The organism is Rhizobium sp. R711, assembly GCF_002211365.1.
Lineage (GTDB): Bacteria > Pseudomonadota > Alphaproteobacteria > Rhizobiales > Rhizobiaceae > Rhizobium.
In genome coordinates this window covers 390449-410907 of record NZ_LOKZ01000012.1, presented here as the reverse complement: position 1 = coordinate 410907, position 20459 = coordinate 390449, and the positions used below count along the sequence as shown (strand labels likewise).

Below are 20459 nucleotides of genomic sequence, written 5' to 3'. Positions count from 1 at the left end.
GCGAAGCGCGCTGACTGGACCATAATCTTGGCCGAATAATGCTGGCGCCCATAACTAAACGGGCCCTTCACTAAAAAGTAAAAGGCCCGCTGTCGAGAGTTCAAGCTGTCAAAATCGCGGCATCATATCAGCAAAGAGATGACACGATGCTCGTTCATCACAAGATGAAGCGGGACAAATCCGTGTTCTGCGCCAGGTCGCCGACGTGCTCGCGCACATAGTCGGCGTCGATCGTCACGGTCGAGCCGCCGCGATCCGGAGCGTTGAAGGAGATTTCGTCCAGAACCCGCTCCATGACAGTTTGAAGTCGGCGTGCGCCGATGTTTTCGACCGACGAGTTCAGGTGGACAGCCACATCAGCCAGGGCATCGATGCCATCGTCGGTGAACTCGAGGTTGAGGCCTTCCGTTTCCATCAGGGCCTTGTACTGCCTGATAAGGCTCGCCTCGGTTTCCGTCAGGATACGGCGGAAGTCTTCCTTGGTGAGCGCGCGCAGCTCGACGCGGATCGGCAGACGACCTTGCAGTTCCGGCAACAGATCGGATGGCTTGGAGACATGGAATGCGCCGGAGGCGATGAAAAGGACGTGATCCGTCTTCACCGGGCCGTACTTCGTCGACACGGTTGTACCTTCGACCAGCGGAAGCAGGTCGCGTTGCACGCCTTCGCGCGAGACGCCGGCACCCATGCCGCCGTCGCGAGCGGCGATCTTGTCGATTTCGTCGAGGAAGACGATGCCGTCATTTTCGACTGCACGGACAGCCTCGCGCTGGATGACTTCGTTGTCGATCAGCTTGTCGGACTCGTCGCGGATCAGATCGGTATAGGATGCCTTGACCGTCGTGCGGACCTTCTTGGTGCGGCCACCCATTGCCTTACCAAACATTTCTGAAAGATTGAGCACGCCGATATTGGCGCCCGGCATGCCGGGAATGTCGAAACCACCCATGCCGGTGCCAGTGTCGGCGATCTCGATATCGATCTCCTTGTCGTCAAGTTCACCATTGCGCAGCTTCTTGCGGAAGCTGTCGCGCGTCGCTGGCGAGGCCGTGGCGCCGACGAGCGCATCGAGAACGCGCTCCTCGGCACTCATATGCGCCTTTGCCTGCACTTCGCTTCGCTTCTTCTCGCGAGCCAAGCCGATGCCGACCTCGACAAGATCGCGGATGATCTGCTCCACGTCGCGTCCGACGTAGCCGACTTCGGTAAATTTGGTCGCTTCAACCTTGATGAAGGGCGCGCCCGCCAATTTGGCGAGACGGCGAGAAATTTCCGTCTTGCCTACGCCGGTCGGGCCGATCATCAGGATGTTCTTTGGCATGACTTCGTCGCGCAGGTCTGGGTCAAGCTGGTGGCGGCGCCAACGATTGCGCAGCGCAATCGCCACCGCACGCTTGGCCTCATGCTGGCCAATAATGTAGCGGTCGAGTTCAGAAACGATCTCGCGGGGGGAAAATGTGGTCATATCGAATATTCCATCGGGGCGTGAATCTTTGAAACCGGATCAAGCTTCGGCATCGAGCGTTTCCACCACCACATTATGGTTCGTGTAGACGCAAATGTCGGCGGCAATATCGAGCGCGCGACGCGCGACCTCTTCGGCTGATTTGTCTGTGTCCATCAGGGCGCGCGCCGCAGCGAGCGCAAAATTGCCACCCGAACCGATCGCCATGGCGCCATGCTCGGGTTCAAGAACGTCGCCGTTGCCTGTTATCGCCAGCGTCACCGACTTGTCGGCGACGAGCATCATGGCTTCGAGGTTGCGGAGATACTTGTCCGTGCGCCAATCCTTAGCGAGTTCGACGGCGGCGCGCATCAGCTGGCCCGGATATTGTTCGAGCTTCTTTTCAAGACGTTCGAGGAGCGTGAAGGCATCCGCAGTGGCACCTGCGAAACCGGCAATGACTTCGCCTTTGCCGATCCGCCGCACCTTGCGGGCATTGCCCTTCATCACGGTTTGGCCGAGGCTGACCTGACCATCGCCGGCCATGATGACCTTGCCGCCCTTTCGAACTGTAATAATCGTTGTCATCCATTGCACCTTTGCCCGTCTACCGGGCTTGTTACGTCGAGCCGCACACCGGCCCTGTCGAGCCCTATGTAAGTGCGGGCACGCCGATTGCAATCGGCGTCGTTTTCTGCTGTCGCGGTTCTGGATATTTCACGGCTTGCCTGATAAGGAACCCCCGTATTTCCTGATGGAGCAGCCATATGGCCGAGACCGCAAGCCGCACGGGTGCCGTGTCCCGCAAGACGAACGAGACTTCGGTTTCCGTTTCCGTCGATCTTGACGGCACCGGAAAGTCGAAAATTTCGACAGGCGTCGGCTTCTTCGATCATATGCTCGACCAATTGTCGCGACATTCGCTCATCGACATGGAGATCGAGACCAAGGGCGACCTCCACATCGACGATCACCATACGGTCGAAGACACTGGCATCGCGATCGGCCAAGCGATTGCCAAGGCGCTCGGCGATCGCCGCGGCATTGCGCGCTACGCATCGATTGATCTTGCCATGGACGAGACGATGACGAAGGCTGCGGTCGACCTCTCCGGTCGGCCTTTCCTCGTCTGGAATGTCGCCTTCAGCGCGCCGAAGATCGGCACGTTCGACACGGAACTCGTTCGTGAATTTTTCCAGGCGCTTGCCCAGAACGCCGGCATCACCTTGCATATTCTCAACCATTATGGTGCCAACAACCACCATATTGCAGAGACATGCTTCAAGGCCGTTGCCCGCGCACTGCGTACGGCGACAGAGATCGATCCGAGACAGGCGGGCCGTGTTCCCTCGACGAAGGGCACGCTCGTCTGAGCCCCCTGAGGGAGCTTGACGATATGACTTCCAGCTATCTGGTTCTGACCGCGCCCGGCGGAACGGACACAAACCACGAAAAGACGCGGTTCATTCGCGATGGCTTCACGGTGCTCGGGTTCCTCTTCCCCTGGATATGGCTGGCCTTCCATCGGCTTTGGCTCTACGCCGTCGCGGCATTTCTCCTGCAAACCCTCGGCGGCGCGCTGACAGACCGTGCAGACCTCTGGCCAGTCGGCCTCGCGATCACCTTCAGCACAAGTCTTCTGGTGGCGCTCGAGGGTCAGAACCTTCGCATCCGCGATCTGGTTGCGAAGGGCTGGGATGAGACCGACCTCGTTTCGGCCGACTCGCTCCCAACCGCAGAAGAGATCTATTTTTCGAATGTTCCGACCGATACCGGTGACAGCCGTCCGGCACCCTCGCCGCAATGGGATCCCACGGCCCATGCCCCGCGACACGGCAACGCCACCTCGCTCGGTCTCTTTGGTTTTGATGGAGGACGCTGATGCGCGTCGCAATTATAGATTACGGTTCCGGCAACCTGCGTTCGGCGACGAAAGCCTTCGAGCGAGCCGCGCGGGAAGCCGGCATCGATGCTGTGATCGACCTAACGGACAAGGCAGAGGCTGTCGCGGCCGCCGATCGCGTGGTGCTGCCGGGTGTCGGCGCCTATGCCGACTGCCGGCGCGGGCTCGATGCCGTTTCAGGCATGTCGGAAGCGCTGATCGACGCGGTCGAGAAGAAAGCCCGGCCGTTTCTCGGTATCTGCGTTGGCATGCAGCTGATGTCATCGCGCGGCCTCGAAAAGACGGTGACGAACGGTTTCGGATGGATTCCCGGCGACGTTGTTGAAATGACGCCTGGGGATGCCAATCTGAAGATCCCTCAGATTGGCTGGAACACACTGGATCTGAAATCCCCTCACCCGCTATTCGACGGCATTCCGACCGGACCGAGCGGGCTGCATGCCTATTTTGTGCATTCGTACCATCTGGCGGCGAACAACCCCCGCGACGTCATTGCGACCGCTGATTATGGCGGACCGATCACCGCTTTCGTCGGTCGCGACAACATGGCCGGAGCCCAGTTCCATCCCGAAAAGAGCCAGAAGCTCGGCCTCGCCCTGATCGCCAATTTCCTGCGCTGGAAGCCTTGAGCTCGCGCACTGCAAGGACTGACCGAATGATCCTATTTCCTGCAATCGACCTGAAGGATGGCCAGTGCGTTCGCCTCAAGCTCGGCGATATGGACCAAGCTACCGTTTACAATCCCGACCCTGGCGCCCAGGCGAAGGCCTTTGAAGATCAGGGATTCGAGTGGCTGCACGTCGTTGACTTGAACGGCGCTTTCGCCGGCGAAAGCGTAAACGGCGCTGCGGTCGATGCGATCCTGAAAGCGACGAAAAACCCGGTTCAGCTTGGTGGCGGCATCCGTACGCTCGACCATATCGAAAGCTGGCTATCGCGCGGCCTCGCCCGCGTCATTCTTGGCACGATCGCCGTGCGCGATCCGGCACTCGTGATTGAAGCCTGCAAGAAGTTTCCCGGCCGTGTTGCCGTTGGCATCGATGCCAAGGGCGGAAAAGTCGCCGTCGAGGGCTGGGCAGAGGCCTCCGAGCTCGGCGTCGTCGAACTCGCAAAGAAGTTCGAGGGCGCTGGCGTTGCCGCGATCATCTACACCGACATCGACCGTGACGGCATCCTCGCTGGCATCAACTGGCCGTCGACGCTCGAACTTGCCGAGGCCGTGTCGATCCCGGTAATCGCGTCCGGCGGACTGGCTTCGATCGAAGATGTGAAACGGATGCTCGAACCCGATGCACGCAAGCTCGAAGGTGCGATCTCCGGCCGCGCGCTGTATGATGGACGTATCGATCCGAAAGAGGCTTTGGCGCTGATTTCGGCCGCACGCGCGAAGGAGATTGCGCAATGACATTGAAGGCCCGCGTCATTCCCTGCCTCGACGTCAAGGACGGCCGCGTCGTCAAGGGCGTCAATTTCGTCAATCTGGTAGATGCCGGAGATCCGGTCGAGGCCGCCAAGGCTTACGACGCCGCCGGCGCCGACGAACTCTGCTTCCTCGACATTACCGCTTCTTCGGACAATCGCGAAACGATCTTCGACGTCGTGGCTCGTACTGCCGAGCAGTGCTTCATGCCCGTCACTGTCGGCGGCGGTGTTCGCACCATCGTTGACATTCGCAAACTGCTGCTTTGCGGCGCGGACAAGGTTTCGATCAATTCGGCCGCCGTCAACAATCCGGATTTCGTCGCGGAAGCTGCGGACAAGTTCGGCGACCAATGCATCGTCGTCTCAATCGACGCCAAGCGGCGGACCACCCCTGTCCAAGGCGATGTCAGTGCCTGGGAGATCTACACGCATGGTGGCCGCAACGCGACCGGCATCGACGCGGTGGATTTCGCGCGGAAAATGGTCGAGCGGGGTGCCGGCGAACTGCTTGTTACCTCGATGGATCGGGACGGAACGAAGGTCGGCTACGATCTCGAGTTGACACGCGCCATTGCGGATTCGGTTCGGGTGCCAGTGATCGCCTCAGGCGGCGTCGGTGACCTCGACGATCTTGTGGCGGGCGTCAAGGAGGGACATGCCAACGCCGTTCTCGCCGCATCGATCTTCCACTTCGGCACCTATTCCGTGGGCGAGGCGAAGCGCTATATGTCGTCCTGCGGCATCGACATGCGTCTGGACTGAGGGAACGCAGAATTATGAGCGAATTCACCCTTGCCGATCTCGAAAAGATCGTCGATGCGCGATCGAAGGCCTCGCCGGACGAATCCTGGACGGCAAAACTCGTTTCCGCGGGTCAGCCGAAAGCTGCCAAGAAACTAGGCGAAGAGGCGATTGAAGCGGTAATGGCAGCGATTGCCGATGATCGCGAGAACCTCACCTATGAAGCCGCCGACCTGCTTTATCACCTATTGGTCGTATTGAAGGTGGCGGGCATTCCGTTGCAAAGTGTCATGGCGGAGCTTGAGCGCCGTACTGCTCAATCCGGCCTGAAAGAAAAGGCGAGCCGGCAAAGTTCATGAGTATCGCAAGACAGCTCATAGGAGCGCCCGAGACGCTCGATCATTTTCAGGCGAACGCCTATTCGCCCTATCACTTCTTTTCTTCGGAGGAATGGGCGCGCTTCCGTGCGGATACGCCTCTCACTCTAAAGGGTGACGAGGTCAAACGGCTGCGCTCCATGGGCGACCCGATCGACCTTGACGAAGTGCGGCGAATCTATCTGTCGCTGTCGCGCCTTCTCTCAGCCCATGTGGAATCGTCTCAGCTGCTTTTCGAGCAGCGCAACCGCTTCCTCAGCCTCTCCAACGTCGCGAAGACGCCATTTGTGATCGGCATCGCGGGTTCGGTGGCCGTCGGCAAATCGACGACTGCCCGTATTCTGAAAGAACTGCTGTCACGCTGGCCGTCCAGTCCGAAAGTGGATCTCGTCACCACGGACGGCTTCCTGCATCCGAACGCCGTGCTGCAACGTGAAAACCTGATGCAGCGCAAGGGCTTTCCCGAGAGTTACGACACTGCGGCAATCCTACGTTTCCTGGCGGCGATCAAGGCCGGACAGCCAAACGTCAAGGCGCCGTCCTATTCGCATCTGGTCTATGACGTGCTGCCGAACGAGTACAAGATCGTCGACCGGCCCGACATTTTGATCTTCGAGGGCATCAACGTCCTGCAGTCGCGCGACCTGCCGGCCGGCGGCAAGATCGTTCCGATGGTCTCCGACTTCTTCGACTTCTCCATCTACATCGATGCGGACGAAAGCCGGATTCACGACTGGTATGTGACACGCTTCATGCGGCTGCGCGAAACGGCGTTCCGCGATCCCCACTCCTTCTTCCACCGCTATGCTTCGATCAGCGAAGGGGAAGCGCTGACGATCGCAGAAGGCCTCTGGGAAAACATCAACTTGAAGAACCTGCGCGAGAACATCCTGCCGACGCGCCCGCGCGCCGACCTGATCCTGCGCAAGGGCAACAATCACCTCATCGAGCAGGTCGCCCTAAGAAAGCTCTAAGCCGCTACCCGGCGAAGCGTCAGATTGATCCGGCCGCCGTTTTTCAGCAGCGTCGATGTCGACGGATAGATCTTGTCGACGCCGTGGAAACAAAGGCGCCCTTCCGCGCCCAAGATCACGATATCGCCGCTTGAAAGCTTGAAGGAAAGCGTAGGGTCGTTGCGCGCGAGGCCGCCGACGCGAAAAAGGCAGCTATTGCCAAGTGATATCGACACGACCGGCGCTGCGAGATCCTGTTCGTCCTTATCCTGATGCAGGCCCATGCGCGCCTCATCGGAGTAGAAGTTGATGAGGCAGGCCTGTGGCGGCTTGTCGTAGCCGGATACGTCGTTCCAGATTTCCAGTAACTCCGCCGGCATATCCGGCCACGGCTTGCCCGTGATGGGATGGGTCGGTTGGTAGCGATAGCCGTGCTCCTTGTCGGTGACCCAGCCGAGGGGGCCGCAGTTCGTCATGCGCACCGACATCGGCTTGCCGGTTCCGGGCATGACAGGCACGAAAAGTGGCGCATCCGCGACGATCGACCGGATGGTATCGACCAAAGCCTGCTGCCGGGGCCGGTCAAGATAGTCCGGCAAGTGATTGACGCCATTCGGCAGCTTCAGCATATCAATCTCCGAGCGGCCGGCCGCGCATCTTCTTCACTTCGGCGCGACCCGACTTCTCTTTCAGCCGGCGTTCGATCGATCCCTTTGTCGGCTTGGTTTTCTTCCGTGGCGGCGGCGGTGGTTTCGCGGCCTCGAGAATCAACTCCTTCAGCCGCTCGCGCGCGTCTTCGCGGTTGCGGTCCTGACTGCGGAAGCGGGTCGCTTCGATCATCAGAACGCCCTCCTTCGAGAGGCGCTTGCCGGCAAGCTTCACGGCATTCGCCTTCACGCGCTCGTTCAAGGAAGGTGAGTTGGGAATGTTGAAGAAGAGCTGGACGGCTGTCGAGACTTTGTTGACATTCTGCCCGCCGGGGCCGCCGGCCAAGACGAACTGCTCCGTCAGCTCCCATCCGGCGATGGTGATTCGATCGTTGATATGAAGCGGGTCGCTGGCCATGCGATTTCTATCTCACATCGGCCGGTCCTTGGGAACAGACAAAGAAACCCGGCGGAGACCGCCGGGTTTCACGTGAATCATCAATGTTTTGGCCCGTCATTCAGCGGCAGCGCGAAACCCCGGGGCCGCATCGCGCACCCCGCCATCGACGTGGCCTTCGAACTTTGCGAAGTTCTCGATGAACATGGTCACGAGCTTGCCGGCCTGCGCGTCATAGGCGACCGGATCCTGCCACGTCGAACGCGGATCGAGGATTGCCGTGTCGACGCCCGGCACCGCGACTGGAACCGCAAAGCCGAAGTTCGGATCGACGCGGAAATCCGTCTTGCCGAGTTCACCCGAGAGCGCTGCGGCAAGCAGCGTGCGCGTTGCCTTGATCGGCATGCGCCTGCCGGCGCCGTAAGCACCGCCAGTCCAGCCCGTGTTGACCAGCCAGCATTCAACGCCGTGGCGACCGATGAGATCCTTCAAGAGATTGCCGTATTCCGACGGATGACGCGGCATGAACGGCGCGCCGAAGCAGGTCGAGAAGGTCGCTTCCGGCTCGGTTACACCGCGCTCGGTCCCCGCCACCTTGGCGGTGTAGCCGGACAAGAAGTGATACATGGCCTGGTCCGGCGTCAGCTTGGCGATCGGCGGCATGACGCCAAAGGCATCGGCCGTCAGCATGATGATCGTCTTCGGGTGACCGGCAAGACCAGTCTTCGAGGCGTTCGGAATGAAATCCAACGGGTAGGCACAACGCGTATTTTCCGTCAGTGAGCCATCGTTGAAGTCGGGCTCGCGCTGATCGTTCAGAACGACGTTTTCGAGAACGGTTCCGAAGCGCTGCGTCGTTGCATAGATTTCTGGCTCGGCTTCCGCCGACAGGCGGATCGTCTTGGCATAGCAGCCACCTTCAAAATTGAAGATGCCGTCCTCGCCCCAACCGTGCTCATCGTCGCCGATCAGCGTGCGGGCTGGATCTGCCGAGAGCGTCGTCTTGCCGGTGCCCGAGAGACCGAAGAAGACCGCGGCATCGCCGTCAGGGCCGACATTGGCCGAGCAGTGCATCGGCATGACGCTCTTTGCCGGCAGCAGGTAGTTCAGCACGGTGAACACCGATTTCTTCATCTCGCCGGCGTAAAGCGTACCGGCGATCAGCACTTCGCCGTTCGTCAGATCGCAGGCGATAACGGTTTCGCTGCGGCAACCGTAACGCGCCGGATCGGCCTTGAAGGTCGGCAGATTGATAATCGTCAGTTTAGGAACGAACGCCTCAAGGGCCGAGCGCTCCGGACGGATCAGCAGATTCCGAATGAACAGCGAGTGCCAGGCAAGTTCGGTGACGACACGTGTCGTCAGCGCGTTGTTCTCGTCGGCGCCGCCGATGAGATCCTGAACGAATAGATCCTTGCCGGCGGCATGAGCAAGCATGTCCTTTTTCAGGAGCGCGAAGTGCTCCGGCGACATCGGCTTGTTGTTGTCCCACCAGATCTGACCATCGGTGTTGGTGTCACGAACGACAAACTTATCCCGCGGCGAGCGCCCGGTGTGCTGCCCCGTCAGGGCCCGCAGGGCTCCATGGGCGGTCAGCTCAGCCTCGCCCCGGCGAATCGATTCTTCATAGAGAGAGGCGGCGGTAAAGTTATAGCGAGCGCTGTTTGCGCTCCCCAAACCGATCGTCGCCAGCTCTATCGCCGGGTTGTGGACTCCGAACAGCTCCATGGTCTTTTCCTTCCTTGAGGCTCGTGCCGTTAAGAACTAAGGGCGACCGTACGGGCGGATTTTTTAAAACGCAATAGAGAAAAATCAATAAAATGTAGTAATATCAAACTATTAATCGATTTAAATTTTCTGGCGATATTTTAAATCGTTTGAATCGGAGGTGGCTCGGCGAAGTCTCGATGCAGCTTTTGGTTGCCATCAAAACTTTACAACAATCCCACCCTTTATCTTTGCCACAATTTGTTCCACCTTTATCCCCATAAGCGCATCCGGTTCAGAAAGGCCGCCTGGGGGACCTTCAAAATTCCTGGAGACGCGCATAGATGACGGAGATGAATGCCATGCCGACAATCGCGCTCGTTGATGACGACCGCAACATCCTCACCTCGGTATCGATCGCACTTGAGGCTGAAGGATATAAGGTCGAGACTTATACGGACGGCGCATCCGCCCTCGACGGTCTTCTCGCGCGTCCGCCGCAGCTTGCGATCTTCGACATCAAGATGCCACGCATGGATGGCATGGAACTCTTGCGCCGCCTGCGACAGAAATCCGACATGCCGGTCATCTTCCTCACGTCCAAGGACGAGGAAATCGATGAGCTGTTCGGCCTGAAGATGGGCGCCGACGACTTCATCACCAAGCCATTCTCGCAGCGTCTGCTCGTCGAGCGCGTTCGCGCCGTGCTGCGCCGCGCATCAAGCCGCGAAGCCGCAGCCGCAGCAGGTGGTGCCGCCCCCAAGCCGGGCACGGCGCAGCAGCTCGCTCGTTCGCTTGAGCGTGGCCAGTTGGTCATGGATCAGGAACGCCACACCTGCACCTGGAAGGGTGAGCCGGTGACGCTGACGGTGACCGAATTCCTCATCCTGCACTCGCTGGCCCAACGACCGGGCGTCGTCAAAAGCCGTGACGCATTGATGGATGCGGCCTATGACGAGCAGGTCTATGTCGACGATCGCACCATCGACAGCCACATCAAGCGGCTTCGCAAGAAATTCAAGATGGTCGATACCGACTTTGATATGATTGAAACGCTTTACGGAGTGGGATACCGCTTCCGCGAAGCAGCCTGACGCCGAAGCGGCGCGGCATTAGAGAGTTGTCGAGAGCAGGCGATCGCGAAAGCGGTCCGCTCTCCGAAAGGGCCTGTCGTTGGCACAGTTGGTGCAGGAAAGGGATCTGGATGAGGCGGAAGGCGTAAGCAATCGCCGCGTCAGGGGACGACGCTGGTCGCATCCCTTCACGATCATCCGCCGCATCTTCGGCAACGCCGTCTTCTCGAGCCTCACGCGCCGCATCCTTTTCTTCAATCTCGCCGCACTTGTCGTTCTCGTCGGCGGCATTCTTTACCTCAATCAGTTCCGCGAAGGGCTGATCGACGCCCGCGTTGAAAGTCTCCTGACGCAGGGCGAAATCATCGCCGGCGCGGTCTCGGCTTCCGCTTCGGTGGACACCAATTCGATCACCATCGACCCGGAAAAACTGCTCGAACTGCAGGCTGGCCAGAGCATTACGCCGGTTCCAAACGACGAGGATCTCGAATTCCCGATTGATCCGGAGAAGGTCGCGCCGGTGTTGCGCCGACTAATCTCTCCAACCAGAACCCGTGCGCGAATTTTTGATGCCGATGCCAACCTGCTGCTCGACTCTCGCCACCTCTATTCACGCGGTCAGGTCCTGCGTTTTGATCTGCCGCCGGTCGATGACGAGGAGCAGACTTGGGGCCAGTGGTTCACCACGATCTTCAACAAGGTTCTGCAACCTGGGAACCTGCCCCTCTATAAAGAAGCGCCCGGCGGTGACGGCTCTATCTATCCCGAGGTCATGAACGCGCTGACCGGCGTGCGCGGCGCCGTGGTTCGCACCACCGAGAAGGGCGAGCTGATCGTCTCGGTCGCCGTTCCGATCCAACGCTTCCGCGCTGTGCTCGGTGTGCTGCTGTTATCGACGCAGGCCGGTGATATCGACAACATCGTCCACGCCGAGCGCCTGGGCATCATGCGCGTGTTTGGAGTCGCGACGCTTGTCAACGTTCTCCTGTCGCTCGTTTTATCCTCAACGATCGCCAACCCGCTGCGGCGCCTGTCGGCTGCCGCCATCCGTGTTCGCCGCGGCGCAAAGGAACGCGAAGAAATTCCGGACTTTTCTGCCCGTCAAGACGAGATTGGCAACCTCTCCATTGCACTGCGTGAGATGACGACGGCTCTCTACGACCGTATCGACGCCATCGAAAGCTTTGCGGCCGACGTCAGCCACGAACTGAAGAACCCTCTGACGTCGCTCCGCAGCGCAGTCGAAACGCTGCCGCTTGCCAAAACGGACGACTCCAAGAAGCGGCTTCTTGATGTCATCCAGCATGACGTTCGACGGCTGGATCGCCTGATCAGCGATATTTCCGACGCCTCCCGCCTCGATGCCGAATTGGCGCGAGTCGATGCAGGCTCGGTCGATCTGGAAATCCTGCTTCGCGATCTTATCGACGTGTCGCGACAGATCCGCAGTCGCAAGAAAGAAGTGCAGATCGAGTTCGCCATCGAGCGCAAACCGGGCGTCAAGACACGCTTCGTGGTGAACGGCCACGACCTCCGGATCGGACAGATCGTTACCAATCTGATTGAGAACGCGCGCTCTTTCGTACCGGAGCATGACGGCAGGATCACCGTGCGGCTGGTCAGAACGCGCTCCCGCTGCATCGTTTACGTCGAGGATAACGGACCGGGCATTCAGGCGGAAAACATCGATCGCATCTTCGAGCGCTTCTATACCGATCGGCCTGAATCTGAAGGTTTCGGCCAGAATTCCGGCCTCGGTCTGTCGATCAGCCGCCAGATCGCCGAGGCTCATGGCGGTTCGCTGCGCGCAGAGAACATCATCGATCCCGAGAGCGAAAAGCTGCTCGGAGCGCGCTTCATCCTCGCCCTTCCCGCCAATACGACCGCATGACCGCCGCCCCTTCGAACATCCACGCAACCGCTATCGTCGTCGGCAGCACCGGTCTTCTTTTCATGGGCCCTTCGGGATGGGGAAAGTCGATGCTCGCCTTTGCCTGCATCGCCGAAGCCCAGCGCATGGGTATGTCCGCAATACTCGTTGCCGACGACCAGGTGCTGGTCTCGACACAGGCTGGAGCCGTGATGGCCACCTGCCCTGCACCGATAGCCGGTTTGATCGAGTTGCGCGGCACTGGCATCGTGCAAGTGCCGCACGTCGCAAGCGCCGTCATGCACTATGCCATCCTGCCGGGAAGCGTGTCCGGAGAGAAACGACTGCCGCCCGAGGACGAGCGAATGACTATTGTCGACGATATAGATCTGCCGGTCATTCGGTTGCTGGCTAATACTCCGGTACCGTTGGCGGCATTGCTGGCAAAGGCGCCGGATATCGGACGATAATGCCTGCGAAATCGGCAAATCCCGCCTGAAAAGTCGTATTTTTGTCTTGCACTTCGACTTTTCATCGCCAAGATGTGCCCCCACGGTGGACGCGATTGCTGCATTGCGATATTGGGCCCACCGTTTGCATACGCCACTAGGAGCAGTAATATCATGATCGGACTTGTGCTTGTCACTCATGGCAAGCTGGCTGAAGAGTTTCGTCATGCGGTCGAACACGTCGTCGGTCCTCAGAAATTCATCGAAACGGTCTGTATCGGTCCCGAAGACGACATGGATCAGCGACGGCAAGATATTCTGGAAGCAGTGTCCCGCGCCGACGACGGCCACGGAGTCGTCATCCTGACAGACATGTTCGGCGGTACTCCCTCCAACCTGGCAATATCAGTTATGAGCAGTGGCCACACCGAGGTCATCGCCGGTATGAATCTGCCGATGCTGATCAAGCTTGCAGGCGTGCGTGGCGAGAACAACATGGAAAAGGCGCTCGTCGAGGCCTCTGAAGCTGGACGGAAATACATCAACGTCGCGAGCCGCGTCCTTAGCGGCAAATAGTGAGCACACCGCGCCCCATGACGGCACTGTCCCGAGAAATTCTGATCATCAACAAGCGCGGACTGCACGCACGCGCTTCGGCAAAGTTCGTTCAACTCGTCGAGAATTTCGATGCTGCTATCACCGTTTCGAAAGACGGGATGACGGTCGGTGGGACTTCGATCATGGGATTGATGATGCTGGCGGCGAGTCCTGGTTCAAGCGTCCTTGTTTCGGCAAGCGGCAACCAAGCAGCACAGGCGCTTGATGCGCTTGACGAGCTGATCCAGAACCGGTTCGGTGAGGAAATGTGAGCTCCCTTCGGCTCATATAAACATATAAAGACTTCTTTATATCATTATTGCCTTCGCCATAGAAGCCTGCTAAACGGCCAGCATAGCCGCGCATGCCGCGTGGACGCTATCCGGCGCATACACGTGCGCTTTCGAATTTTGAGCCGCTTTTCAGCCTGGAGAACCCAATGAGCACTGAAAAAGATTATGTCGTCGCCGACATCGGCCTCGCGGACTTCGGCCGCAAGGAAATTACGATCGCAGAAACCGAGATGCCGGGCCTGATGGCCTGCCGCGCAGAATTCGGCGAAGCAAAGCCGCTGAAGGGCGCGCGCATAACCGGCTCGCTGCACATGACGATCCAGACGGCCGTTCTCATCGAAACGCTCGTTGCACTTGGCGCCGAAGTCCGCTGGGCTTCGTGCAACATCTTCTCGACGCAGGATCACGCCGCCGCGGCCATCGCCGCGTCCGGCGTTCCGGTTTTTGCCATCAAGGGCGAGTCGCTGGAAGACTACTGGGTTTACACCGACAAGATCTTCCAGTGGGCTGATGGCGGTCTTTCCAACATGATCCTCGATGACGGCGGCGACGCCACCATGTACATCCTGCTCGGCGCCCGCGCCGAAGCCGGCGAGGACGTGCTCTCCAAGCCGCATTCCGAAGAAGAAGAAATCCTTTTCGCACAGATCAAGAAGCGTCTTGCCGCTTCGCCGGGCTGGTTCACCAAGCAGCGCGACGCGATCAAGGGCGTAACCGAAGAAACCACGACCGGCGTGAGCCGTCTGTACCAGTTGAGCCAGAAGGGCCTCCTTCCCTTCCCGGCGATCAACGTCAACGACTCGGTAACCAAGTCGAAGTTCGACAACAAGTACGGCTGCAAGGAATCACTGGTCGACGGCATCCGCCGTGGCACGGACGTCATGATGGCCGGCAAGGTCGCTGTCGTCTGCGGATATGGTGACGTTGGCAAGGGCTCGGCCGCTTCGCTTCAGGGTGCTGGTGCCCGCGTCAAGGTGACGGAAGTCGATCCGATCTGCGCGCTTCAAGCTGCCATGGACGGTTTCGAAGTCGTCACGCTGGAAGACGTCGTGTCTTCCGCCGACATCTTCATCACCACGACAGGCAACAAGGACGTCATTCGCATCGACCACATGCGTCAGATGAAGGACATGGCGATCGTCGGCAACATCGGCCACTTCGACAACGAAATCGAAGTTGCAGCGCTGCGTAACCTGAAGTGGACCAACATCAAGCCGCAGGTCGACCTGATCGAGTTTCCGAAGGGCAACCGCATCATCCTGCTCTCGGAAGGCCGCCTGCTCAACCTCGGCAACGCGACTGGCCATCCGTCCTTCGTCATGTCGGCTTCGTTCACCAACCAGACGCTGGCGCAGATCGAGCTGTTCACCAAGACCGGTCAGTACCAGAACCAGGTCTACATCCTGCCGAAGCACCTCGACGAGAAGGTTGCACGCCTGCATCTCGACAAGCTCGGCGTGAAGCTGACGCAGCTTTCCGAAGAACAGGCCGCCTATATCGGCGTCACGCCGCAGGGTCCGTTCAAGGCAGACCACTACAGATATTAATCGCCAGATCAATATCCACAACATCTAGAGGGCTCCGCATTGACAAATGCGGCGCCCTTATTTTTTGACACACATCTTCCCGCCGATTCCCTTCCGAAGTATTGTTTTAACACTCGATTCGTGGCCACGGACGTGTCCGTTTGCTTCGAAAATGGGATGTCTTGTCGTGATGCGGCACATTAAAGGACGGAGACATACCGCGCATGTCGGAAATGATGCACAGCCTGGTGGAACAGGCGGAGGATGGCGCTCACGCTGACTCCTGCCCGCTTTATCCAGGTGAACGGAAACCTGTCGGCAACTCAAAGACCATCGCCGAGAAGCCAGGAATACTGGCTCGTGTCGCACGGATTTTTGCTGCGGGCACCGCAATCGCATCGGTTGCGCCGCCGGTTTTCGCACAGGTCGAAGCTGAGGCTGTCGCATCTGCGCATCTTTTCACATCGTCGCAGGTGGTCGGTCTCTCGGTCGTGATCGGTGTGATCTCCGCCGCGCTGCTTTCAACCCTCTGGGTTGTACGTCAGCGCGGCAACCTCGAAAGCGAGAGCCGCGAAATCCGCTCGGCACTCTCGGACGCACAACAACGCATCTCGCAATATCAGGCGCTGATCGCCGACAAGAATCGCCGCATCGTTATCTGGGATGGCAATGAGCGCCCTGAGCTTATTGGTCAGCTGCCGGCGGAAACCGGCGCGCCACAAGACAGCGAATTCCTTGCTTTTGGGCTGTGGCTCAAGTCGCGCTCCGCATCCGAGCTCGAGCGCGCGATCGATCGCCTGCGCGGCTCAGCTCATAGCTTCGACATGGTCGTTGAAACCCATCGCGAGGAAATTCTTGAAGCACAGGGGCGGGTTTCCGGCGGTCGCGCATTTGTCCGGTTCGTGGCGCTGAACAATCTCCGAGCCGAGCTTGCCGAGCTTAAGATCGAGCGGGACAGACTGCTGTCGTCCATCTCGGCGTTTCAGAGCATGCTCGATGCAATCGATCTGCCGGCATGGCAGCGTGATAGCGAAGGCCGGCTGACCTGGGTCAACCATGCCTACGGCGAAGCCGTCGAAGCAACCACGCCGGCGCAAGCGATCGGTGAGGGCCGGGAATTTCTGACGACCGTTGCCCGCGAGCGAATCCGCGCTGCCGCCACCACCGAGTCGCCTTTCCACGACAAGATTTCGACCGTAGTGCGCGGCAACCGCACTTTCTTCGATGTTGTCGATGTCAAAGTCCCAAGCGGCTCAGCCGGCATAGCCGTCGATGTTTCCGGCATCGAAGCCGTTCGCGCGGAGCTCGAGCGAACATTGAAGAGCCACGCCGAGACCCTTGATCATCTCGCGACCCCAGTGGCGATCTTCGGCGGCGACCGGCGGCTGCAGTTCTACAATCAGGCGTTCGTCTCGCTCTGGGAGCTCGATATCACTTTCCTCGAGAGCCGGCCCGACAACGCCGAACTGCTGGAGCGGCTACGAGCTGCGAAAAAGCTGCCGGATCAGCTGAACTGGAAATCCTGGAAGGAAGCCGCGCTTTCGGTCTACCGCGCGCTCGATACCCAATCGGACCTTTGGCACTTGCCGAACGGCCAGACGCTGCGGGTTTTCGCAACAGCGCATCCGCAGGGCGGCGCCACCTGGGTGTTCGAGAACCTGACCGAGCAGGTCGATCTTGAGACACGCTACAACACGCTTCTCAAGGTTCAAGGCGAGACGATCGACCATCTCTCGGAGGGTGTTGCCGTCTTTGGGCCAGACGGACGCATTCGCCTCTCGAATCCCGCCTTCCGTGCGCTCTGGGGAATCACCGAGGCTGAGGCGAAGCCCGGCACGCATATCCGCGCCCTTGGCGATGCATGCTCTCAATCCTATGACCGTCCAGACGGATGGAAGACCTTCGCCGAGTTGATCACCAGCTTTGACGACGAGCGCCGCTCCAGCCAGGGAACGCTCGAGTTGTTCTCGGGTCTCGTGCTTGACTACGCTGTCATTCCGTTGCCGAATGCACAGACGATGTTGACCTTCGTCAACATGACCGACAGCGTTCGCGCCGAGCGCGCGTTGACGGAAAAGAACGAAGCGCTACGCAAGGCGGACGAACTCAAGAACGACTTCGTCCAGCATGTCTCCTACGAACTGCGCTCGCCACTGACCAACATCATCGGCTTCACCGATCTGCTGCGCACGCCCGGACTCGGACCACTGAACGACCGGCAGGCAGAGTATATCGATCACATTTCGACCTCGTCTTCCGTCCTTCTGACGCTGGTCAACGATATCCTCGATCTTGCCACAGTCGACGCCGGGATCATGCACCTGAATTACTCGCCGATCGATCTCGGCGACCTGCTCGACGACGTATCGATGCAGATTGCTGACAGGCTGCAGGAAAGCGGCGTGACGCTTAAGATTACCGCCCCGGCGCATCTGGGCTCGATCATTGCTGACCCGCAAAGACTGAAGCAGATCCTCGTAAAGCTGCTTTCCAACGCCGCCAACTTCTCTCCGGAAGGCTCATCAATCGCGCTGGAATGCCGGCGCGACGGGACAGATTTTGTCTTCTCCGTCAGCGATCGTGGCCCAGGTATTTCGCAGGACATGATCGCCAACGTGTTCGACCGATTCGCCACCGGTGCAAAGAGTGGCAAGAGGGGCGGCGCAGGACTCGGGCTCTCGATCGTCGACAGCTTCGTCAGTCTCCACCACGGGACGGTCACCATCGACAGTCAACCAGGCAAGGGCACGATCGTGACCTGCCGGATTCCTTCGATCGATCTCCCGACGTCCGTCGCAGCCGAATGATGACTCCTGTCATTTCCCTCTTCCTAAAGGATGAGGCGGAAACAACCCGCTTTGGGGAGGATCTTGCGCTGGCACTGAGGCAAGGTGATTGCCTTGCGCTTTCGGGTGACCTCGGCGCCGGAAAATCTTCACTTGCCCGCGCGTTTCTGCGCGCGATGGCTGATGACGACGATCTTGAGGTGCCAAGCCCCACCTTCACCCTGGTGCAAAGCTATAACCTGCGCATACCAGTCGCGCATTTCGATCTCTACCGCCTCGGAGATCCGGCCGAACTGACCGAACTTGGCTTCGACGAGGCTCTCCAGGACGGCATCTGTCTGGTGGAGTGGCCAGAGATGGCGAGCGACGAGCTGCCGGCAGACCGGATTGCACTGAAGCTGGAGCACGAGGGCCAAGGTCGGCAGGTGACCATTGCGGCGCCGGACAAGCAGGCTGCCCGAATCCGTCGCGTCCTCGCGATCCGCGATTTCCTCGATGCCGCGGGATATCCCTTTGCGAAACGTCGTTTCCTTACCGGTGATGCATCTCTCCGCGCCTACGAGGCCGTTTATCCCGGTGATGGAAAGCGCCGCATTCTGATGGATTGGCCGCCGCTGCCGGAAGGGCCCCCGGTTCTGGACGGCAAGCCATATCCGAAGGTCGCGCATCTTGCAGAGAATGCCTATCCCTTTGTCGCCATTGCAAATGCGCTCCGGCAGGAGGGCTTTGCAGCACCGGAGGTCTACCGGGTCGACTACGACCAAGGCATTCTGCTGCTGGAGGACCTTGGCGTCGACGGCGTTCTGGACGTGCAGGGCCTGCCTATGGCCGATCGTTACCGGGCAAGCGTCGCCTGCCTGGCGCATCTCCACTCGCTGGCGATCCCGCAGGACATCCGCGTGACGGATAGCCATGTCCACCACATCCCGGATTTCGACCGAACGGCGATGAAGATGGAAGTGCGCCTCGTTCTCGACTGGCATCTCCCCTGGAAGCGTGGGGGTACTGCTGCCAGTGACGCGGAGCGCGATGAATACCTCGCCATCTGGGATGGTCTGATCGACGAATTGGAGACCTCCGAAAAAGGGCTTCTCCTTCGTGATTTTCACTCACCGAATATCATCTGGCGAGAGAATGAGGCGGGGATTGCACGCGTCGGACTGATCGATTTCCAAGATGCGATGATCGGCCCCACTGCCTACGACCTCGCGTCGATCGCGCAGGACGCGCGCGTCACGATCGCAGCCGATCTCTTCCAGCAATTGATGGACGACTATCTGACGCTACGCAGAGCACAAGGCGGCTTCGACGAGGCTCGCTTCCTGAAGAGTTGGGCCATCATGTCGGCACAACGCAACTGCAAGCTTGCCGGGCTATGGGTTCGCCTGATGCAAAGGGACGGAAAGCCGGGCTATATGAAGCATATGCCGCGCACGCTCGCCTATCTTTCCGTTGCGTTAGAACACGAAGCGCTTGCCCCCTTGCGCGACTGGCTCGTAAGGGCTGGAATAGTGCCAAGCGAATCATAATTTCTCGGATCAAATGAGCATCAAGCAAGCCATGGTCCTTGCTGCAGGTCTTGGAACCCGCATGCGGCCAATCACCGACACCATCCCGAAACCGCTCGTGAAGATCGACGGTAAGGCGATGATTGATTACGCGCTGGATTCGCTTGCGGAGGCCGGCGTGGAACGTGTCGTGGTCAATGTTCATCACCACGCCGACCAGATGCTGGCCCACCTGGCTTCCTACAAAGACCTCGAGATCATTGTTTCCGACGAACGCGAGAAACTGATGAACAACGGCGGCGGGCTTGCAAAGGGGCTGAAGCTGCTTGCGCCCGGCAAGGTGTTCGTTACGAATGCCGACCTTTTCTGGATCGGAGAGCGTCTGGGCGTTCCAAGCAATCTGACACGCTTAGCCGGATTCTTCCAGCCACAAAGTATGGACATGGCCATGCTCTGTGTAAAGTTGGAAGATACCACCGGGCATAACGGCAAGAACGATTTCAATATGGCCGGGGATGGCCGGTTGACGCGCTTTGCCGAATCCGGCCCCGGCCCGGTCGTCTATGCCGGCGCGATCGCCATGGACACATCGTTCCTCGATGACGCTCCGACCGAGCCATTCAACCTCAATCTCTATTTCGACAAGGCGATCTCCCGGGGACGGCTTTACGGCACAGTGCTCGAAGGACACTGGCTTACGGTCGGCACGCCCGAGGCGATCGGTGAAGCGGAGGAAACGATCCGGCGATACCGGACGTTTGCATGA

21 protein-coding genes are annotated in these 20459 nt (G+C 59.4%); 16 read left to right on the top strand and 5 right to left on the bottom strand.

Going from position 1 to position 20459, the window contains the following annotated elements; genetic code table 11:
• Positions 1–157: 157 nt before the first annotated feature.
• Complete coding sequence (gene hslU / locus ATY80_RS15325; protein ID WP_088693220.1) at positions 158–1465, bottom strand: ATP-dependent protease ATPase subunit HslU; 1308 nt, start codon at positions 1463–1465, stop codon at positions 158–160.
• Between the two features lie 39 nt (positions 1466–1504).
• Positions 1505–2032 (bottom strand): ATP-dependent protease subunit HslV, encoded by a 528-nt coding sequence (gene hslV, locus ATY80_RS15320; RefSeq protein WP_088693219.1) that lies wholly within the window; start codon positions 2030–2032, stop codon positions 1505–1507.
• Between the two features lie 179 nt (positions 2033–2211).
• Here hslV and hisB point away from each other — a divergent pair, with 179 nt between their 5' ends.
• From hisB to coaA, 7 genes are read left to right on the top strand one after another with little or no spacing between them, the layout of a single operon-like run.
• Positions 2212–2817, top strand: coding sequence for an imidazoleglycerol-phosphate dehydratase HisB (gene hisB / locus ATY80_RS15315; RefSeq protein WP_088693218.1), 606 nt, complete (start codon positions 2212–2214; stop codon positions 2815–2817).
• Between the two features lie 23 nt (positions 2818–2840).
• Positions 2841–3326, top strand: a complete 486-nt coding sequence (locus tag ATY80_RS15310) for a DUF2628 domain-containing protein (protein WP_088693217.1) — start codon at positions 2841–2843, stop codon at positions 3324–3326.
• Positions 3326–3976, top strand: a complete 651-nt coding sequence (gene hisH / locus ATY80_RS15305) for an imidazole glycerol phosphate synthase subunit HisH (protein WP_088693216.1) — start codon at positions 3326–3328, stop codon at positions 3974–3976. The genes ATY80_RS15310 and hisH overlap by 1 nt, the downstream gene beginning before the upstream one ends.
• 26 nt (positions 3977–4002) lie before the next feature.
• Complete coding sequence (gene hisA, locus ATY80_RS15300) at positions 4003–4752, top strand: 1-(5-phosphoribosyl)-5-[(5-phosphoribosylamino)methylideneamino]imidazole-4-carboxamide isomerase (RefSeq protein WP_088693215.1); 750 nt, start codon at positions 4003–4005, stop codon at positions 4750–4752.
• A complete protein-coding gene (gene hisF, locus ATY80_RS15295) occupies positions 4749–5531 on the top strand; it encodes an imidazole glycerol phosphate synthase subunit HisF (RefSeq protein ID WP_088693214.1) in 783 nt (260 codons plus the stop codon). Before hisA ends, hisF begins: the two co-directional genes overlap by 4 nt.
• Positions 5532–5545: 14 nt before the next feature.
• Entirely contained in the window at positions 5546–5869 is a 324-nt protein-coding gene (locus ATY80_RS15290; protein ID WP_025583058.1) for a phosphoribosyl-ATP diphosphatase, read from the top strand.
• Positions 5866–6861 (top strand): type I pantothenate kinase, encoded by a 996-nt coding sequence (coaA, locus tag ATY80_RS15285; RefSeq protein ID WP_088693213.1) that lies wholly within the window; start codon positions 5866–5868, stop codon positions 6859–6861. The genes ATY80_RS15290 and coaA overlap by 4 nt, the downstream gene beginning before the upstream one ends.
• Here coaA and ATY80_RS15280 read toward each other — a convergent pair.
• The 3 genes from ATY80_RS15280 to ATY80_RS15270 all read right to left on the bottom strand — a co-directional run bounded on the left by ATY80_RS15280 (position 6858) and on the right by ATY80_RS15270 (position 9612).
• Positions 6858–7469 carry an alpha-ketoglutarate-dependent dioxygenase AlkB gene (locus ATY80_RS15280; RefSeq protein WP_088693212.1) on the bottom strand — a complete coding sequence of 204 codons (612 nt, stop codon included), beginning with the start codon at positions 7467–7469 and terminating at the stop codon, positions 6858–6860. The two genes, coaA and ATY80_RS15280, sit on opposite strands and share 4 nt — an antisense overlap.
• 1 nt (position 7470) lies before the next feature.
• Positions 7471–7905, bottom strand: coding sequence for an alternative ribosome rescue aminoacyl-tRNA hydrolase ArfB (gene arfB / locus ATY80_RS15275; protein ID WP_088693211.1), 435 nt, complete (start codon positions 7903–7905; stop codon positions 7471–7473).
• 96 nt (positions 7906–8001) lie between these two features.
• Positions 8002–9612, bottom strand: coding sequence for a phosphoenolpyruvate carboxykinase (locus ATY80_RS15270; RefSeq protein WP_088693210.1), 1611 nt, complete (start codon positions 9610–9612; stop codon positions 8002–8004).
• Between the two features lie 341 nt (positions 9613–9953).
• Between ATY80_RS15270 and ATY80_RS15265 the strand changes: the two genes are divergently transcribed.
• The 9 genes from ATY80_RS15265 (at position 9954) to ATY80_RS15225 (ending at position 20459) form a co-directional block, all read left to right on the top strand.
• The gene (locus ATY80_RS15265) at positions 9954–10685 is read left to right on the top strand and encodes a response regulator transcription factor (RefSeq protein WP_189637167.1); all 732 of its coding nucleotides are present in this window, start codon (positions 9954–9956) and stop codon (positions 10683–10685) included.
• Positions 10686–10791: 106 nt separating this feature from the next.
• Entirely contained in the window at positions 10792–12555 is a 1764-nt protein-coding gene (locus ATY80_RS15260; protein WP_245306847.1) for a sensor histidine kinase, read from the top strand.
• Positions 12552–13004: a serine/threonine protein kinase gene (locus tag ATY80_RS15255; RefSeq protein WP_088693207.1), complete on the top strand. Its 453-nt coding sequence runs from the start codon at positions 12552–12554 to the stop codon at positions 13002–13004. The genes ATY80_RS15260 and ATY80_RS15255 overlap by 4 nt, the downstream gene beginning before the upstream one ends.
• A gap of 153 nt (positions 13005–13157) precedes the next feature.
• Positions 13158–13559: a PTS sugar transporter subunit IIA gene (locus ATY80_RS15250; RefSeq protein ID WP_007528763.1), complete on the top strand. Its 402-nt coding sequence runs from the start codon at positions 13158–13160 to the stop codon at positions 13557–13559.
• A gap of 17 nt (positions 13560–13576) precedes the next feature.
• On the top strand, positions 13577–13852 hold the full coding sequence (locus tag ATY80_RS15245; protein WP_007798031.1) for an HPr family phosphocarrier protein: 276 nt from the start codon (positions 13577–13579) through the stop codon (positions 13850–13852).
• A 167-nt stretch (positions 13853–14019) separates the two neighbouring features.
• On the top strand, positions 14020–15420 hold the full coding sequence (gene ahcY, locus ATY80_RS15240) for an adenosylhomocysteinase (RefSeq protein ID WP_088693206.1): 1401 nt from the start codon (positions 14020–14022) through the stop codon (positions 15418–15420).
• A 203-nt stretch (positions 15421–15623) separates the two neighbouring features.
• A complete protein-coding gene (locus ATY80_RS15235) occupies positions 15624–18206 on the top strand; it encodes a PAS domain-containing sensor histidine kinase (RefSeq protein WP_088693205.1) in 2583 nt (860 codons plus the stop codon).
• Positions 18206–19714, top strand: a complete 1509-nt coding sequence (tsaE, locus tag ATY80_RS15230; RefSeq protein ID WP_189637163.1) for a tRNA (adenosine(37)-N6)-threonylcarbamoyltransferase complex ATPase subunit type 1 TsaE — start codon at positions 18206–18208, stop codon at positions 19712–19714. Before ATY80_RS15235 ends, tsaE begins: the two co-directional genes overlap by 1 nt.
• A 13-nt stretch (positions 19715–19727) precedes the next feature.
• Entirely contained in the window at positions 19728–20459 is a 732-nt protein-coding gene (locus tag ATY80_RS15225) for a nucleotidyltransferase family protein (protein WP_088693203.1), read from the top strand.

Coding starts and splice junctions, on each gene's coding strand:
- hisA (WP_088693215.1), top strand. CDS start 4,003: ATGATCCTATTTCCTGCAATCGACCTGAAGGATGGCCAGTGCGTTCGC.
- ATY80_RS15255 (WP_088693207.1), top strand. CDS start 12,552: ATGACCGCCGCCCCTTCGAACATCCACGCAACCGCTATCGTCGTCGGC.
- ahcY (WP_088693206.1), top strand. CDS start 14,020: ATGAGCACTGAAAAAGATTATGTCGTCGCCGACATCGGCCTCGCGGAC.
- ATY80_RS15235 (WP_088693205.1), top strand. CDS start 15,624: ATGTCGGAAATGATGCACAGCCTGGTGGAACAGGCGGAGGATGGCGCT.
- hslU (WP_088693220.1), bottom strand. CDS start 1,465: ATGACCACATTTTCCCCCCGCGAGATCGTTTCTGAACTCGACCGCTAC.
- ATY80_RS15225 (WP_088693203.1), top strand. CDS start 19,728: ATGAGCATCAAGCAAGCCATGGTCCTTGCTGCAGGTCTTGGAACCCGC.
- coaA (WP_088693213.1), top strand. CDS start 5,866: ATGAGTATCGCAAGACAGCTCATAGGAGCGCCCGAGACGCTCGATCAT.
- ATY80_RS15250 (WP_007528763.1), top strand. CDS start 13,158: ATGATCGGACTTGTGCTTGTCACTCATGGCAAGCTGGCTGAAGAGTTT.
- hisF (WP_088693214.1), top strand. CDS start 4,749: ATGACATTGAAGGCCCGCGTCATTCCCTGCCTCGACGTCAAGGACGGC.
- ATY80_RS15270 (WP_088693210.1), bottom strand. CDS start 9,612: ATGGAGCTGTTCGGAGTCCACAACCCGGCGATAGAGCTGGCGACGATC.
- hisB (WP_088693218.1), top strand. CDS start 2,212: ATGGCCGAGACCGCAAGCCGCACGGGTGCCGTGTCCCGCAAGACGAAC.
- ATY80_RS15310 (WP_088693217.1), top strand. CDS start 2,841: ATGACTTCCAGCTATCTGGTTCTGACCGCGCCCGGCGGAACGGACACA.
- hslV (WP_088693219.1), bottom strand. CDS start 2,032: ATGACAACGATTATTACAGTTCGAAAGGGCGGCAAGGTCATCATGGCC.
- ATY80_RS15280 (WP_088693212.1), bottom strand. CDS start 7,469: ATGCTGAAGCTGCCGAATGGCGTCAATCACTTGCCGGACTATCTTGAC.
- ATY80_RS15245 (WP_007798031.1), top strand. CDS start 13,577: ATGACGGCACTGTCCCGAGAAATTCTGATCATCAACAAGCGCGGACTG.
- ATY80_RS15290 (WP_025583058.1), top strand. CDS start 5,546: ATGAGCGAATTCACCCTTGCCGATCTCGAAAAGATCGTCGATGCGCGA.
- ATY80_RS15265 (WP_189637167.1), top strand. CDS start 9,954: ATGCCGACAATCGCGCTCGTTGATGACGACCGCAACATCCTCACCTCG.
- arfB (WP_088693211.1), bottom strand. CDS start 7,905: ATGGCCAGCGACCCGCTTCATATCAACGATCGAATCACCATCGCCGGA.
- tsaE (WP_189637163.1), top strand. CDS start 18,206: ATGACTCCTGTCATTTCCCTCTTCCTAAAGGATGAGGCGGAAACAACC.
- hisH (WP_088693216.1), top strand. CDS start 3,326: ATGCGCGTCGCAATTATAGATTACGGTTCCGGCAACCTGCGTTCGGCG.